The organism is Marmoricola sp. RAF53 (genome assembly GCF_052114005.1).
GTDB lineage: Bacteria > Actinomycetota > Actinomycetes > Propionibacteriales > Nocardioidaceae > Marmoricola.
The window spans coordinates 219564-235297 of sequence record NZ_JBFRDX010000007.1 but is presented as its reverse complement, the minus strand read 5'-3'; the positions used below and the strand labels follow the sequence as shown (position 1 = coordinate 235297).

15 protein-coding genes are annotated in these 15734 nt (G+C 73.2%); 12 read left to right on the top strand and 3 right to left on the bottom strand.

Annotated features, from left to right (window positions below; translation table 11 throughout):
- Position 1 precedes the first annotated feature (1 nt).
- Entirely contained in the window at positions 2 to 253 is a 252-nt protein-coding gene (locus AB4Y76_RS08885) for a WhiB family transcriptional regulator (protein ID WP_441924392.1), read from the top strand.
- A gap of 194 nt (positions 254 to 447) precedes the next feature.
- Positions 448 to 576 carry a hypothetical protein gene (locus AB4Y76_RS08880; protein WP_441924270.1) on the top strand — a complete coding sequence of 43 codons (129 nt, stop codon included), beginning with the start codon at positions 448 to 450 and terminating at the stop codon, positions 574 to 576.
- Positions 577 to 595: 19 nt separating this feature from the next.
- Here AB4Y76_RS08880 and AB4Y76_RS08875 read toward each other — a convergent pair whose 3' ends face one another.
- The gene (locus tag AB4Y76_RS08875; RefSeq protein ID WP_441924268.1) at positions 596 to 1993 is read right to left on the bottom strand and encodes a tetratricopeptide repeat protein; all 1398 of its coding nucleotides are present in this window, start codon (positions 1991 to 1993) and stop codon (positions 596 to 598) included.
- Positions 1986 to 2945: a helix-turn-helix domain-containing protein gene (locus AB4Y76_RS08870; RefSeq protein WP_441924266.1), complete on the bottom strand. Its 960-nt coding sequence runs from the start codon at positions 2943 to 2945 to the stop codon at positions 1986 to 1988. The genes AB4Y76_RS08875 and AB4Y76_RS08870 overlap by 8 nt, the downstream gene beginning before the upstream one ends.
- Before the next feature lie 165 nt (positions 2946 to 3110).
- On the opposite strand from AB4Y76_RS08870, the gene AB4Y76_RS08865 reads away from it, so the two are divergent.
- The 3 genes from AB4Y76_RS08865 to AB4Y76_RS08855 all read left to right on the top strand — a co-directional run bounded on the left by AB4Y76_RS08865 (position 3111) and on the right by AB4Y76_RS08855 (position 6812).
- The gene (locus AB4Y76_RS08865; RefSeq protein ID WP_441924264.1) at positions 3111 to 4718 is read left to right on the top strand and encodes a succinic semialdehyde dehydrogenase; all 1608 of its coding nucleotides are present in this window, start codon (positions 3111 to 3113) and stop codon (positions 4716 to 4718) included.
- A 132-nt stretch (positions 4719 to 4850) separates the two neighbouring features.
- The gene (locus tag AB4Y76_RS08860; RefSeq protein ID WP_441924262.1) at positions 4851 to 5201 is read left to right on the top strand and encodes a cupin domain-containing protein; all 351 of its coding nucleotides are present in this window, start codon (positions 4851 to 4853) and stop codon (positions 5199 to 5201) included.
- A 96-nt stretch (positions 5202 to 5297) separates the two neighbouring features.
- Complete coding sequence (locus AB4Y76_RS08855; protein WP_441924260.1) at positions 5298 to 6812, top strand: Ig-like domain-containing protein; 1515 nt, start codon at positions 5298 to 5300, stop codon at positions 6810 to 6812.
- An 18-nt stretch (positions 6813 to 6830) separates the two neighbouring features.
- On the opposite strand, the gene AB4Y76_RS08850 is transcribed toward AB4Y76_RS08855, so the two are convergent.
- Positions 6831 to 8432 carry a helix-turn-helix transcriptional regulator gene (locus AB4Y76_RS08850; RefSeq protein ID WP_441924258.1) on the bottom strand — a complete coding sequence of 534 codons (1602 nt, stop codon included), beginning with the start codon at positions 8430 to 8432 and terminating at the stop codon, positions 6831 to 6833.
- Positions 8433 to 8672: 240 nt separating this feature from the next.
- On the opposite strand from AB4Y76_RS08850, the gene AB4Y76_RS08845 reads away from it, so the two are divergent.
- From AB4Y76_RS08845 to AB4Y76_RS08815, 7 genes are all read left to right on the top strand, one after another.
- Positions 8673 to 9098 (top strand): PaaI family thioesterase, encoded by a 426-nt coding sequence (locus AB4Y76_RS08845; protein ID WP_441924256.1) that lies wholly within the window; start codon positions 8673 to 8675, stop codon positions 9096 to 9098.
- 91 nt (positions 9099 to 9189) lie between these two features.
- Entirely contained in the window at positions 9190 to 10236 is a 1047-nt protein-coding gene (locus tag AB4Y76_RS08840) for a hypothetical protein (protein ID WP_441924254.1), read from the top strand.
- A 75-nt stretch (positions 10237 to 10311) separates the two neighbouring features.
- Entirely contained in the window at positions 10312 to 12102 is a 1791-nt protein-coding gene (locus AB4Y76_RS08835; RefSeq protein ID WP_441924252.1) for an N-acyl-D-amino-acid deacylase family protein, read from the top strand.
- Positions 12099 to 12989: an SDR family NAD(P)-dependent oxidoreductase gene (locus AB4Y76_RS08830; protein WP_441924250.1), complete on the top strand. Its 891-nt coding sequence runs from the start codon at positions 12099 to 12101 to the stop codon at positions 12987 to 12989. The genes AB4Y76_RS08835 and AB4Y76_RS08830 overlap by 4 nt, the downstream gene beginning before the upstream one ends.
- Positions 12990 to 13197: 208 nt before the next feature.
- Positions 13198 to 13716 (top strand): hypothetical protein, encoded by a 519-nt coding sequence (locus AB4Y76_RS08825; RefSeq protein WP_441924248.1) that lies wholly within the window; start codon positions 13198 to 13200, stop codon positions 13714 to 13716.
- A 101-nt stretch (positions 13717 to 13817) separates the two neighbouring features.
- A complete protein-coding gene (locus AB4Y76_RS08820) occupies positions 13818 to 14636 on the top strand; it encodes an SDR family oxidoreductase (RefSeq protein ID WP_441924246.1) in 819 nt (272 codons plus the stop codon).
- Positions 14633 to 15718: an NAD(P)H-dependent amine dehydrogenase family protein gene (locus AB4Y76_RS08815; protein ID WP_441924244.1), complete on the top strand. Its 1086-nt coding sequence runs from the start codon at positions 14633 to 14635 to the stop codon at positions 15716 to 15718. The genes AB4Y76_RS08820 and AB4Y76_RS08815 overlap by 4 nt, the downstream gene beginning before the upstream one ends.
- Positions 15719 to 15734: the final 16 nt, after the last annotated feature.

Below are 15734 nucleotides of genomic sequence, written 5' to 3'. Positions count from 1 at the left end.
GATGGCCGCCGGTCAGGCGTGGGACGCCGAGGCGGCGTGCCTCGAGGAGGATCCCGAGCTGTTCTTCCCGGTCAGCAGGACGGCGCGCGCGGCTGAGCAGCTGGCCGAGGCGCGTGCGGTCTGCCGACGGTGCCCGGTGCAGGCGCCGTGCCTGGAATTCGCGCTCCGCACCGGAGCCGAGGAGGGCGTCTGGGGCGGCCTGGATCCGGACGCTCGGCGACAGCTGCGCCGGATGCGGACCCGGTCGGCGTGACCTGCTGATGCCCCGGCTGTCTAGTCCACCTCGCCCACCAGGCGTGGTTTCGCCCTTCCGCCCAGGCGTGCGGGAGGGGCCGACCGTGCGGCTGCGACGGTTCGACGGAAACCCGGACAAACGGTTTTGACTCAGATTACCTCTACCTGTCAAATCTGCCCGGACAGGCAGTCCTGGACCGAGAGGTGAGCACCATGAAGAAGACCGTGATCCGGATGGGTTTCGTCGCGGCGGTCGTGGCGACCGCGACCGTGGGTGCGGGAACGACGGCGCACGCCGCTGTGCCGACCGGGCCGCAGCTGACCAAGCAGTGGTGCTGCTGAGCGACCGGCTCAGCGCCGGTCAGGCGGTCGGCGTACCGACCGTGCCGACCGTGCCGATCACGGTCCGCGGAACCGCGAGCCCGGTCGAGGCTGCCGCGCTGCGGAAGGCCGTGACGGCGGCCGCGGCCTCGCCGAGCTGGTCCAGCAGCGTGCCCAGGTCGAACCACATCTGGGCGGCGCTCCGGTCCGCTCCGATGCCGGTCAGGATCTGCACCGCGTCCAGGTACGCGGCCCGGGCACCTTCGCCGTCGCCGCGCACCCCGCGGATCTGACCGCGCAGCAGTGCGCAGTCGGCGGCGAGCAACGGCGCTGAGCCGGCCGCGGCCGACGCCTCCTCCAGCAGCCGGTCGGCGGCATCGGGGTCGCCGAGCAGCAGCACCGACCGCGCCAGCGCGACGGTGTTGTAGCTCCGCTCGACCGCCGTGGCGGAGGACCACTCCAGCGCGGTGGCCGCGCGCTCGAGGCTCTCCTTCGCGCCGGCCGCGTCCGGCGGCTCGCTGGAGATCAGGAACATGCCGAGCTGCGAGTGCAGCCGCGCCAGGTTGCGGTTGTCGTCGTCGCTCTCCAGCAGCGCGAGCGCGCGGCGCGCGAGCGGGATCGCGGCCTCGACCCGGCCCTGCTCGGACTCCATGATCGAGGCGTTCCAGTACGCCGACGCCTTGGCCTTCGCCGAGCCCAGCTCCTCGGCCCGGCCGATCGCGGTCCGGCACAGCCGGACGGCGTGCCGGGTGTCGCCCCGCTCGAAGTAGACCGACGCCAGCGTGACCGCGAGCTGGACCGCCTCGTCCGAGCCGTCCAGGCCGAGTGCACGCAGCCGCGCCGTCGCCTGCTCGCCGGCCTCCGTCGCGCGCACCAGGTCGCCGGACTCGCGGTAGCAGCGGGTCAGCGCGATCGCGGCGCGGGTCCACCGGGCCGACGGCTCCTCTCCCTCCAGGAGCCGTTCGAGGTCGATGATCGCGTCGTCGAGGTGCCCGAGACTCTCGAGCGCGAGCGCGGTGACCAGCGCCGACTCGCGGACCAGCTCGTGGTCCGAGGTCTCCGCGGCCGCCTCGTGGACGTCGGTCGCCCCTGCCAGCGCGTCGGCCGCGTTGCCCGAGCGCAGGGCCAGGTCGGCGTAGTCGAGGGCCAGCCGGAGCTCGGCGCGCCGGTCCCGGCTGACCCCGAGGAGGACCTCCTCCAGGGAGACGCCGAGGCGCTTCGCCAGGGTGACCAGGAGGCCGAGGTCGGGGCGCCGCGTGCCTGCCTCGATCCGGGAGATGTAGGCGACCGACGCGTCGCCGCCGGCGAGGGCGCCCTGGGTCATCCCCGCCGCGACGCGGAGGTTCCGGAGGCGCTCGCCGAGGAGCGCGGGGTCGATCGAACGACTTGCGGCGGCGAGCTCGGTGTCGACGCCGTCGGGTCCGTCCTGCTCACGCATGTCCGGCGTCCTTTCCCTCGGAGACCTGCCAGTCGGGGAGATCGCACACCGACTCCCGCAGCTCGGCGACGTCGGCCCGGAGCTGGTTGAGCTGCAGGGTGGCGACGGCGTGCTCCGTACGCCGCACCACCTGGTCGAACGAGCCGAAGGGGACCGGGGCCGCGCCGGTGGCCTGGGGGTCGAGGCTGGTTCCGTCGCACCGGTCGGCGAGGTGCCGCAGGGCCAGGCGGGCCGCCCGGTCGGCGGCCTGCGGGCGCCCGATCGCCTGGTAGGCGGCGCAGACGGTGACGGCCAGGTCGGCGGTCTCCGGGAGCGAGAGCCGGGCGGCGCCGCCGATCTGGTCCGTGACCCGGTGCCCGACCAGGATCGCGTCGTGGAACTGGGCGAGCTCCAGGTGGGCGCGGGCGGCGGCCACCTGGGCGAGCAGGCCGGCCGTGCCGGCGCGGAGCGGGCGGAGCGCCCGGAGCGCGGCGGTGCACTCACCGCGCGCGGTGAGCGCTCGTGCTCCCACCACCCGGGCGGCGCTCGCCACCTCGGTGCTCCCGACGGCGGTGGCGACCTCGGCGAGGTCCGCGCTGACCTGCTGGGCGCCCGCGAGGTGCCCGGAGGCCAGGAGCAGGTCGGCGTGGGTCAGCTCGCGCCGGAGGCCGTCCCCGCCGCGGGGTGCGGTGCCGACCAGGTCGGCGGGGTCGACGCCGAGACGACCGGCGAGCTGCGCGAGGAGCACGGGGCCGGGTCGACGCTCATCGGCCTCGATCCGGGAGAGGTAGGCGACCGAGGTCAGGCCGTCGGCCAGGTCGGTCCTGCTCATTCCCGCCGCCGCCCGGGCGTTGCGGGTCCGGGTGCCGAGGGAGATGCGCTTCGTCCAGCGGGCCTGCGCGGGCAGCGCGGGCAGCGGGGGCTGCGCGGGCTGCGCGGCGCGGGGTGCGGCCGGCAGCAGCTCGTGGGTCATGTGCGTCCCCTCGCTCCCCGGGTGTGGTCCGGTGTGGTTTCCGGTGTGGTTTCCGTGCAGGATGACGAGTTTGACCGAATTTGACGAACCTTGGCAACCGGAATGGGAATTCTGCCCCGGATCGAAAACTAGAACACGTTCCAGGCAGCGACTACCCTGCTCCCCATGTCGATCAACGAGACCTCCGCGGCGACCGGTGCCGCCGTGAACGCCGACCTCACCCGGCCCGCCTTCGTCACCGACGCGCTGCTGCGCGACCTGGTCTCGCGGGTCCAGGCCGGCGGCGAGCGAGCGCCCTGGCGGCTGACCGAGGTCTACACCGGCAAGCTCCTCGTCGAGCTGCCGCAGTCGACCCCGGCCGACATCGAGCGCGCCTTCGCCGAGGCGCGCGCCGCCCAGCAGGAGTGGGCCGCGTGGCCGGTGAAGAAGCGGCTCGACGTCTTCAAGCGGGCGCACACCCTGCTGCTCGACAACGCGCAGAACATCGCCGACCTGATCCAGGTCGAGTCCGGCAAGAACCGCCGGATGGCGATCGAGGAGACCTGCGACCCGCCGATGGTCATCGGCCACTACCTCAAGCGCGCCGCCAAGCTCCTCGCGCCCAAGAAGCACGCCGGGCCGGTCCCGCTGGTGTCCAGCTCGACCGAGGTCCGGGTGCCCAAGGGCGTCGTCGGCATCATCGCGCCGTGGAACTTCCCGTTCGCCACGGGTCTCTCCGACGCGATCCCCGCGCTGATCGCCGGCAACGGCATCGTGCTCAAGCCGGACAACAAGACCGCGCTCTCCCCGCTCTACGGGATCAGCCTCCTGGAGCAGGCCGGCCTGCCGAAGGGCCTCTTCCAGGTCGTCTGCGGCGAGGGCCCGGACGTCGGACCGACGCTGATCGACAACGCCAACTACGTGATGTTCACCGGCTCCACGGCCACCGGCCGGGTGATCGGCGAACGCGCCGGCAAGAACCTCGTCGCCGCCTGCCTGGAGCTCGGCGGCAAGAACCCGATGATCGTGCTCGACGACGTCGACGTGGAGGAGTGGGTCGCCGGCACTCTCTTCGGCGTCTTCGGCAACACCGGCCAGATCTGCATGCACATCGAGCGGATCTACCTCCCCGACAGCCGGTACGACGAGCTCAAGGCCGCCTTCGTGAAGGCGACCGAGGCGCTCGCGATCGGGGCGACGTACGACTTCGGGCCGCAGCTCGGCTCGCTGATCTCGGTCGACCACCGGGAGCGCGTCCAGGCGCACGTCGAGGACGCGGTCGCCAAGGGCGCCACCGTCGTCACCGGCGGCCACCCGCTCCCGGACAAGGGCCCGGCGTTCTTCGCCCCCACCATCCTGGAGGGCGTGACCACCGAGATGACCTGCGGCGTCATCGAGACCTTCGGCCCCGTGGTCGCGCTGCACCGCTACCGGACGATCGACGAGGCGATCGCGCTGGCCAACGACACCGACTACGGCCTGAACGCCTCGGTGTGGAGCACGGACTACGCCCGGGCCGACGCCGTCGCGGCCCGGATCGACTCGGGCAACGTGAACATCAACGACGCCCTCGCCACGGCGTACGCGTCGAAGGGCACCCCGTCCGGCGGCGTGAAGACCTCCGGCGTCGGCGCCCGCCACGGCGACCAGGGCCTGCTCAAGTACACCGACGTCAAGAACGTGGCGACGCTGAAGAAGCAGGTCATGGGCGCCCGTCCCGGCCAGGACTACGACGAGTACGTCGACGGGATGCTCAAGGGCCTGAAGTTCATGCGCAGGCTCGGCATCCGCTAGCCCGCGGATCCGGAGACCACCGTTCCGTAATCCGCGACCCTTCCGGGCGACCCGGGGGGGCGCGTAGGTTCGAAGAGTTCGTGGTCGTATCCCGGGGCGGCCCTCAACCGGGAGGTAGCAACCGTGGGATCCATGCACAAGCACAGCATCGAGACGCCGGACGAGACCAGGCCGTTCCAGGCCCACGGTCACATGGACGTGGTCACGCTCGGGGACTTCACCCTGGGCATGGGCACGTTCGAGCCGGGCTGGAAGTGGTCCGAGGACGTGAAGCCGCTCGCCGGCACCGACTCCTGCCAGACGCGGCACACCGGGTACGCGCTGTCCGGACGGATGGTCGTCCGGATGGACGACGGCACCGAGGCGACCATCGAGCCCGGTGACGTCGTCGTCATCGAGCCCGGGCACGACGCCTGGGTCGTCGGCGACGAGGCGTGCATCTTCCTCGACACCGGGGTCGCGGGGTACGCGAAGCCCCGCTGAGCCGGGGCAGCGGGTCCCGGCCCGGCGCGCGACGCCGACCTGGACCCGCATCCGGAATGTCTGGATCATCACGACCCGGTCTCCTAGGATCCGGTCGTGATCAAGCCCCTCCCCGCGATCGCCGCCGCTGCTCTGGCCGCCACCGCCCTGCTCGTCCCGACGGTCGCGTCCGGGACCGCGACGACCACGACGACCACGACGACCACGACGACCACGACGACCACGACGGTCGTGACCTCGACCGCCACCTCGACGGGCGGCCGGCACGGCAAGCTGACCAAGATCGCGGAGTTCGCCCGGCGGATCGAGGCGGCCAAGGCCGGCAAGCCGAAGCCGGCGTCGACCGAGATCGTCCAGGACGTCGCGTACCAGGGGCAGGCGCTCCGGCTCCGGCTGCACCCGGTCGAGGTGCGCGCCCCGGGCTTCCAGGTCCTCGTCCAGCAGGCCGACGGATCGCTGCTCCCGGTGGCGGTGGCCGCCTCGCGCGCCTACCTCGGGTCGGTGGACGGGCGGCCGGACGCGCTCGCCTCCGGGATCATCACCTCCACCGGGGACTTCGACGGCCAGGTCGTCCTCGACCGCGGCGCCACCTGGTACTTCCGCAGCGCCGCCGCCGGGACCGGCTGGGCGACCGGCGTCGTCACCGGCACCCGCGGCACCACCCCGCCGGCGTCGTACGCGTGGCCGTCGGCGACCGACACGTCGCTCAACGTCTCCGTGGCGCCCGGCCAGGTCGGCGCGACGACGTACCGGTGGGACCTCGGCTTCGACCTGTCCTACGCCTGGTTCACCGAGGCCACGACCATCGGTGCGAAGGTCGCCTCCGCGGTCGACGCCGTCGACCTGAGCACGGTCTCGCTGCTGGACGTCTACGTGCCGGACGCGCAGCTGCGCCCGGCCGCCCGCCGCGTCGTGATCCGGGCCGACCGGGCGCACGACCCGTACGACGGCAACGCCAGCCCGCTCGGCACGGCGAAGACGGAGTGGGAGACGAACCAGGCCGGGTCGGGCGTCGACGACGTGGCCCTGTTCCGCGGTGTCGCCGGCGGCTCGGGGGTCGCGTACGTCGCCACCGCCGGGTCGGTCTGGGGTGTCGCGTCCAACGGCGGCTACGGCGTCCCCCGCGCGGTGCTGCGCCACGAGCTCGGCCACACCTGGGGCGTCCACGACAACCACACCAACGGGCCCGAGGGCGCGACCGTCAACTCGGGCAACGCCTACGAGCGCTTCGACGGCACCGAGCTCTCCGCGATCCTGCGCTACCGCGACGGCAAGCAGGCGAGCAGCGGGGCCTTCACGGTCGTGCCTCGGCTGGCCGAGCCGGTGCCGCCGTACGCCGCGCTCGACCTGGTCGACAGCGTCGTCACCGGCCGCGCCGCCGCGGTCCAGCCGGTCGCCAACGACCACGACGCCAACGGCGACGCGCTCGCGCTCTCCTCGGTCGCGGCCACCAGCGCGCTCGGCGGCACCGTGACCCGCAGCGGCAGCACGCTGTCCTACACGCCGCCCGCGTCGGCGGCCGCCGGAGCGGTCGACAGCGTCACGTACGTCGTCCGCGACGCCACCGGCCGGACGGCCACCGGCGTGGTGCTCTTCCGGATCGCCGGCTGAGCCGGGCGGACGCGCGGCTCAGGCCTGGAGGTTCCACCAGTCCAGGGCGATCCCGAACCGGTTCCCCGCCCGGCTCCGGGTGAGGATGTCGCCGACGTGCTTCTCGACGCCCTTGACGCTGATCCCGAGGGCGTCGGCGATCTGCTGGTTGCTCTTGCCGAACGCGATCAGCGCGGCCACGCGTCCCTGCTGCGGGGTCAGGTCGGCGGGGGTGACCGGCTGCTCGGGCAGCTCGTGGACCGCGGCGAGCAGGCCGATCCGGGTCGAGACGCCGTACGCCGCGAGGACGCGGGACGCGTGCGTCCGGACGGTGGCGGGCGAGACGTGCAGGAGCCGCGCGATCGCGTCCGAGTCGTGCCCGGCGAGGATCAGGTCGGCCACCGCGCGCTCGCGCGGGGTCAGCGCGTCGTGGCCGCCCCCGGTGACCGGGGGGAGCCGGCGCCCCGCGGCTCTCAGCGTGCGGGAGGCGGCGTGGCGGAGCGCGAGGTGACCGGTCTGGTCGCTGTCGATGACGGCGTCCCGCAACGCCTGGGTCGCTGCGGGGATGTCGTCCGCGGCGATCCGGGCGCGCGCCAGCACCACTTCGGCCTCGGCCGCCTCCACGGCCCTGCCGTCGGCGCGGGCCAGCGTCACCGCCTGGGCGGCGTGGGCGGTGGCGGCGGCGACCTCGCCGGCGAGCAGGGCGACGCGGGAACGCATCCGCTCCACGCACCCGGCCGCGGCCCGGTGCCCGGCGATCGGTTCGGCGCGGGCCAGCCAGGACGAGGCCGCGTCGAGGTCGGCCTCGTCCGCGGCCGCGGCGACGAGGAGCTCGTAGCCGAGGGCCCGGTCCACCACGTTGAGGCCGGACAGGTCGGCGTCGCCGCCGGCGGTGAGCAGGTGCCGGGAGGCTTCCGTCCGGTCGCCGAGCGCGACGACGGCGTAGGCGAGCAGGAGGTGGACGCCGCGGCCGAGGTGGTCGGTCGGCGCGACGTCGTCGGCGGCGACCTCGGCGACCAGGCGACGCATCGACTCCAGGTCGGCCGCGTTCCCGGCGGCGAGCGCGGCGGTGCCCAGGAGCAGCGAGCCGACGACGCCTTCGGGCTCGATCTCCGCGAGCAGCTCGCGCGCCTCGGCGACCCGTCCCGCGAAGACCGCGAGCCGGGCATCGCAGGCCAGCATCACCCCGGCGAACGGGTGTCCCGTCCACGCGACGCGCGGCGCCGGACCGTCGGGGATCAGCGCGGTGGCCACGTCGAGTCGGTTCGAGGCGAGTGCGCCCTCGACCGCCAGGTAGACCACGAAGGCGCCGACGCGGTCGGTCGTGGTCAGGGGTGCGAGCGCGTCCGGGAGCGCGCCCAGCGGGTCGCCGCCCGGGACGTCGACGGCTGCGGAGAGCCAGCCCCCGGCGGCGAGCAGGCAGGCGTGGGCGACCGGGTCCCGCTCGGTCCCGGTCGCGGCGGCGTACGCGGCGACCGCGTCCGCGTGCCGGCCGGCGAGGTAGGCGACGAGGACGCGCAGGCCCGCGGCGAACGGGTCCCGCTGCTCGCCGGCCCAGTCCTCGACGAGTGCCGTGGCCTCGCCGGTGCGCTGCTCGGCGACGAGCCGGAGGACGTCGGCGAGCACCTGGTCGCGGTCCATCCGGCGAGGCTACTGAGGCGGCGCGGACGGCGCGGGTGTTTACGACAGAACCCCATCGCGCGAGCGCGCGCGGCCCCCGAGAATTCGGCTACACCGAGGGGGCCGGAACACGAGCGGACCAGGGGCCGAAGTCCTGGGGGACAGTCGCGAGAGCGGCGCTGGTCGGGCCTCGTGGTCGTCTGCGGGGGACGGGGGTTAGCGCAGCGGTCCGGCCTCCTCGGCTGCGGCTACAGTCGCGCCATGACCGACGCGCACGACCCGCACGCCGACGGCCCGACCCCGGGGCCCTACTCGCGGCTCCTCGGCTTCCGCTACGTCGGCGTCGACGAGCACGAGGCCGTGGTCGAGGCCGATCCGGGGCCGGAGCACTGCAACGGGGGCGGCATCGTGCACGGCGGTTTCCTGGCGTCGCTGCTCGACACCACCACCGGGTGGGCGGTGCACGCCCGCGTCCCCGAGGGGGTCGCGGCGCCGCACGTCCAGCTGAGCGTGCAGTACGTCCGCGCGGCCGTCCCCGGGGTGCCCCTGGTCTGCCGCGGTCGCGCCACCGGGGTCGGCCGGAGGATCGGCTCGACGGAGGCCGAGATCACCCAGGGCGGGCGCCTGGTCGCCCGCGCCGTCGGCAGCCACGCGGTCCTCGGCGACCTCCCGGCGAGGACCGCCTGAGTTTCTGAAAGGTTTTCCTGTCAGATCGTGAGGTGACGCACTACCTTCGTGCCCGTTCGTCTGCCGGGGGTCGTGCAACGGAGGTCTCTGCGTGCGTCACCCGGTCGGCATCCTGACGTGCCTCCTCGTCATCGCGCTTCTCGCCCCGGGCACGGCTCCGGCCGCTGCCGCGACCCGGGTCACGGTCGCGGCACCGTCGAGCGTGGTCACCGGCACCACGATCCTGATCCGCGGCAAGGTCCCGACGGCCTCGCGCCGGTCGCGCGTCGCCGGCCTCTACGAGAAGCGCGGGAGCAGCTGGGTCCGCGTCCTGAAGCGCGCGACCAGCCGCACCGGAGCCTTCCGCTTCCAGGTCGGCTCGGGGTCGCGGCTGGTGACCCGGACCTTCCAGGTGCGGGCACCGCGGGTCCGGGGCGCGGCCGGCACCAGCACCCGGGTGGTGCGGATCGCCGTGCTCGCCCGCGGGTACGCGCCGACGACGCGACCGCCGGCACCGCTTCCGGTCGCCGAGCCGTACGACGCCCCGGCGGTGCTGCCGGCCAGCGAGCCGCGTCCGCTCGGCTCCGCGACCGACTGGACCTGGGTGCTGAACGAGCAGAGCCGGTGGAACCCCTGCGCGGTGATCACCTGGGCCTACAACCCCTCCGGGAGCCGGTACGCCGCCGCGCTCGCGGACCTGCAGGCCGCGGTCGCCCAGCTGTCCGCCCGGTCCGGCCTGCGCTTCCGCTACGTCGGTACGACGTCCGCGCTCGGTGGTCTCGGCAGGGCGAACCCGCCGGGCATCGACGTCGTCACCGGGTGGACGGACGCGGCGCACGAGAGCGCGTTCCGCGACGGGATGTCGGGCCTCGGCGGCGCGGCCGGGTACGGCTCGGTGCACGGGACCGGCATCGTGCTCTCCTCGGGCTTCCTGCTGCTGAACAACGGCAAGTCGATGGCGGCCGGGTTCGCGTCCTCGGGGAACCCGACCTGGGGACAGCTGATGACGCACGAGCTGATGCACGCGCTCGGCCTCGGGCACGCCGCCGGGTCGGGCCAGGTGATGTACCCGACCGCGTGGAGCGGGAACCACCGCTTCGGGGCCGGCGACCTCGCCGGGCTGGCCCAGATCGGGAGCGCGCGCGGCTGCTGGTCCTGACCGGTGCCGGACCGGCAGGGAACGTGTTTCAGTGAATCTATTGACGCGTGTCAACTCTTGTCGTTCGATACGTCCATGACCTACGACGTGATCGTCCGCGACGGCCTCTGGTTCGACGGCACCGGCGCCGCGCCCGCCGCCCGCCACCTCGGGATCACCGACGGCCGGGTCGCGGCCGTCTCCGAGCAGCCGCTCGACGAGACCGGCTGCCCGCGGGTGATCGACGCGGCCGGCAAGTGGGTGCTCCCCGGCATGGTCGACATCCACACGCACTACGACGTCGAGGTGCTCGGCGGCCCGGACCTCTCGGAGTCGCTGCGCCACGGCGTCACCACGATCTTCCTCGGCTCCTGCTCGCTCTCCACCGTCCACGTCGACCCGGTCGACGCCGGTGACCTCTTCGGTCGCGTCGAGGCGATCCCGCGCCGCAACGTCATCGACGGCGTCCAGCGGCACAAGACCTGGGCCGGCGCCGCCGACTACGTGACCGCGCTGGAGACGCTGCCGCTCGGCCCGAACCTCGCCGCGTTCCTCGGCCACTCCGACATCCGCACCGCGGTGATGGGGCTGGACCGGGCCACCCGCAAGGACGTCCGCGCCAGCGCCACCGAGGTCGCCCGGATGGAGCAGATGCTCACCGAGGCGCTCGACGCCGGCTTCCTCGGGATGAGCTCCCAGCAGCTGCTCTTCGACAAGCTCGACGGCGACACCTGCCGCTCGCGCACCCTGCCGTCGACGTACGCGAAGCCGCGCGAGCTCCGCCGCCTGAACGCGGTGCTGCGCCGCCGCGACCGGGTGCTCCAGTCCGGCCCGGACATCAAGAACCCGTTCAGCATCCTGTCCCAGGCCTTCGCCTCGCTCGGCATCGGACGCAAGCGGCTGAAGACCAGCCTGCTGTCGGCCGCGGACATCAAGGCGATCCCGTTCGTCATCAAGATCATGGGCCCGCTCGCTGCGCTGGTGAACCGGCTCGGCGGCAACTTCCGCTGGCAGCACCTCCCGGTCCCGTTCGAGGTGTACGCCGACGGCATCGACCTGGTGATCTTCGAGGAGTTCGGCTCCGGCGCGGCCGCCCTGCACCTGGCCGAGGAGGTCGCCCGCAACAAGCTCCTCGCCGACGAGGGATACCGCCGCCGGTTCCGCAAGGAGTACGAGTCGAAGTACGGCCCGCGGGTCTGGCACCGCGACTTCTTCGACGCCGAGATCGTCGCCTGCCCGGACGCCTCGGTCGTCGGCAAGTCCTTCGGCCAGGTCGGCGTCGAGCGCGGCGGGCTGCACCCGGTCGACGCCTTCCTGGACCTGGTCCTCGAGCACGGCACCGCGATGCGCTGGCGCACCACCATCTCCAACCACCGGCCGCAGGTGCTCCGGCAGATGGCGGTCGACCCGGGCATCCAGTTCGGCTTCAGCGACGCCGGGGCGCACCTGCGCAACATGGCCTTCTACAACTTCGGCCTGCGCCTGCTCAAGCACGTCCGCGACGCCCAGGTCGCCGGCAAGCCGTTCATGACCCCCGAGGCTGCCGTGCACCGGCTGACCGGCGAGCTCGCCGACTGGTACGGCCTCGACGCCGGCCACCTGCGCCTCGGCGACCGGGCCGACCTGCTCGTCCTCGACCCGGAGCGCCTGGACGCGACGCTGGAGGAGTACCACGAGAGCCCGGTCGCCCAGTACGGCGGCCTGTCCCGGATGGTCAACCGCAACGACGCCACCGTGACCGCGGTGCTCGTCGACGGGCGTCCGGTCTTCCTCGACGGCGAGCCGACCGCGCTGGTCGGGTCCGAGCGCACCGGCCGCTTCCTGCGGGCCGGCGAGCCGGCGGGCACCCGCCCGGCGACCGCGCCCGCCTCGGCCCTGGCGTCTTGACCGAGGCCGTTCCGGAGCTGGCCGGCAAGGTCGCGGTCCTCGCCGGCTCGACCTCCGGGATCGGCCGTGCCGTCGCCGAGGCGTACGCCGCCGCCGGCGCCTGGGTGGTCGTCAACGGCCGTCGCCCCGAGGCGGTCGAGGAGACCGTCGAGTCGATCGCCTCGGCCGGCGGGGTCGTGATCGGCATCGTCGGGTCGGCGGCGGACCCGGCCGTGGTCGAGGAGATGGTGGCCGCGACGCGGGCGTCGTACGGGGCGGTGGACGTGCTGGTGAACTGCGCCGGCGTCGCCGAGCCACTCGGCTCCTCGATCCTCGACGTGAGCCTCGAGGACTGGCGCGCCCAGCTCGACGCGCACCTGACCTCGACCTTCCTGACCTGCCGCGCGTTCGTCCCCGGCATGGTCGAGCGCGGTCGCGGGGTGGTGGTCAACACGAGCTCGCACGCGTTCACCGGCACCTACGGCGGCACCGGGTACGCGGCCGGCAAGGGCGGCGTCAACAGCCTCACCTACGCGCTGGCGGCCGAGCTCGCCGAGCACGGCATCCGGGTGAACGCGGTCTGCCCGGGCGCCCGTACCCGGCTCTCGGAGGGGCCGGACCACGAGCGGACGATCGCCCGGCTGCACGCGCGCGGACTGATCGACGACCTGGTCCGGGACGCCTCGCTGGCGCCGGCTCCCCCCGAGCACGTGGCCGCCCTGTACGTGTTCCTCGCGGGGGAGCGCAGCGCCGGGCTGACGGGCCGGGTGCTGGCCGGTGCCGGCGGCTACCTGGGGGCGTTCGACCCGCCGCGGGAGCGGCTGCTCGCCTGGCGCGACGCGGCGTCGAACCCGCCGTGGACGTCCGCCGACATCGAGCAGTTCCTCGCTGTTAACACGCCCGACTAGACAATCTGCTCAGAACAACGCCGAACAAAGCAGGCAAAACAGTCATATCGCTATGACTTGCCTCACGACGCGCGTTCAAAACCGAGCGCGGCGGCCCGGGAATCCCTAGGGTCTGCGTAACAGCCGGGGGGCCGGTTCGTTGTTGCAGATGTAGTCCTGGTCACAGGGCTGCGTGACTCGGGCCGCGTGACGTTACGGGAGACCCCGCATGAAGAAGATCCTGCTCATGGCAGCGACGCTGCTGGCCGCCCTGTCGGCGACCGTCGGCCTCGCTCCGAGCGCGTCCGCCTATCCCGAGCTGACCTGCAACCTCACGGTGGAACCGCAGGTCGTCTACGCCGGTCAGACCATGACCGCGACCGGGACCGCGGTCGAGATCGAGAAGCAGCTCCGAGCCTCGGCGGCCGGCGACGCCATCTCCTGGGTGATGACGTTCAACGGCGAGACCCGCACCGGCAAGGGCGCGGTCTTCGTGCAGAAGTTCACCGCGCCGCAGGTGCCCAGCTCCACCAAGCTCGTCCTCACGGCGAAGGCGACCTCGGCCGCGGGTTCCTGCCCGCACACCATCGCCGTGACGGTCCTCCCCAACGGCGTCGTCGTCGACACCCCGGGCGGCCAGGGCGGCCTCCCGAACACCGGTGGTCCGCGCCTGATCCTGCTCATCGCCGGAGTCGCGCTCGTCGTCGCCGGCGGCGTGGCCGTGAAGCGGTCCCGCAGCAACGCCTGACAGCTCTTCGTCGAGAAGGTCCCGGCTCCGGCCGGGACCTTCTTTGCATTCCTCGGTGCCAGCCCCTTACGCCCAGAACTAGAACACGTTACATTTTCGCCATGATTCTGGATCGCTTCAAGGTCACCGGCCAGGTCGCCGTCGTGACCGGCGCGGGCCGCGGCATCGGAGCCGGCTCGGCCGTCGCTCTCGCCGAGGCCGGCGCCGACGTCGTCATCGCCGCCCGCCACAGCAGCCAGCTCGCCGAGGTCGCCGCCCGGATCGAGGCCGTCGGCCGGCGCGCGCTCGTCGTGAAGGCCGACCTGAGCGACCTCGAGCAGACCGCGGCGCTCGCGCAGACGGCGTACGACGAGTTCGGCCGCCTCGACATCGTGGTCAACAACGTCGGCGGCACCATGCCGCTGCCGTTCCTGGACACCGACGAGGACTTCCTCGTCGACGCGTTCAAGTTCAACGTCGCGACCGCCCACGCCATCACCCGCGCAGCCGTCCCGCTGATGCTGTCCGGCGACGCCCCGGGCGGCTCCGTCGTGAACATCTCCTCGGTGATCGGCCGGGTCTCCGGACGCGGCTACGCGGCGTACGGGACGGCGAAGGCCGCCCTGACGCACTGGACCCGGCTCGTCTCCAAGGACCTCGCGCCGCTGATCCGGGTCAACGCGGTCGGCGTCGGCTCGGTGATGACCAGCGCGCTCGACTACGTCGCCACCGACGAGGCCGTGATGACCGAGCTGGCCGAGAAGACCACGATGCAGCGCGTCGGCCAGGTCGAGGACATCGCCGCCGCCGTCGTCTACCTGGCGAGCCAGGCGGGTTCCTTCCTCACCGGCAAGGTGATCGAGGCCGACGGCGGCCTCGACATCCCGAACCTCGACTTCCGCCTCCCCGACCTGGGGCCCGACCTGGGCGCCGGCGCATGAGCGCCCCGACCCTGCGCGTGGTCGCCTGGTCGACCGGCACGATCGGCCGGCACGCGCTGGCCGGCATCGACGCCCGCCCGGACATGGAGCTCGTCGGGCTCTGGGTCTCGAACCCGGAGAAGGTCGGCCAGGACGCCGGCCGCCTGGCCGGCCTCGACCGCGACCTCGGCGTGCTCGCCACCGACGACAAGGACGCCCTCTTCGCGCTCCGGCCCGACGTCGTCGTGCACTCGGCGATGACCGACGACCGGATCTTCGAGGCTCTCGAGGACCTGATCGAGATCGTCGAGCACGGCATCAACGTGGTCTCCTCCGGCCCGGTCGTGCTGACCTTCCCCGACGGGACCGGCCTGGACGCCTACGTCGACCGGATCAACGCCGCCGGCGAGAAGACGGGCGCGAGCCTGCACGTCAACGGCATCGACCCCGGGTTCGCCAACGACGTGCTGCCGCTGGTGATGACCAGCCTCTCGCAGCGGATCGACAAGGTCGTGGTCAGCGAGATCTGCGACTACTCGACGTACTACCAGCCCGTCGTGATGCAGGACCTCTACGGGTTCGGCCGCCCGCTGGACTACCCGGCGCTGCTCTGGCAGCCCGGGGTGCTCGGCTCCGCCTGGGGTCCGGTCGTCCGGCAGATCGCCGCCGGCCTCGACGTCGAGCTCGACGCCGAGCTGCAGGAGTACCACGAGCGGATCCCGTCCGAGGTCGACCTGAAGATCGACTCCTGCGACGTCCCCGCCGGCAGCATGGGCGCGGTCAACTTCGGCGTCATCGGGACCGTCGACGGCGTGCCGCGCGTGCAGCTCGACCACGTCACCCGCACCCACCCGGCCCAGGGCCCGGACTGGCCGCAGCCGGCCGAGGGCGACGGCGGCTACCGGGTGGAGGTCTTCGGCGAGCCGATGATGAAGGTCGACTTCTCCCACCACGGCGAGCACGGCGACCACAACGTCTCCGGGATGATCACCACCGCGATGCGGCTGGTCAACGCGGCGCACGCGGTCTGCGAGGCGCCGGGCGGCCTGGTCGCGGCCAAGGACCTGCCGATGATCACCGGCCGCGGGCTGGTGCAGGGCTGAGATCTCTCCCTGTGAA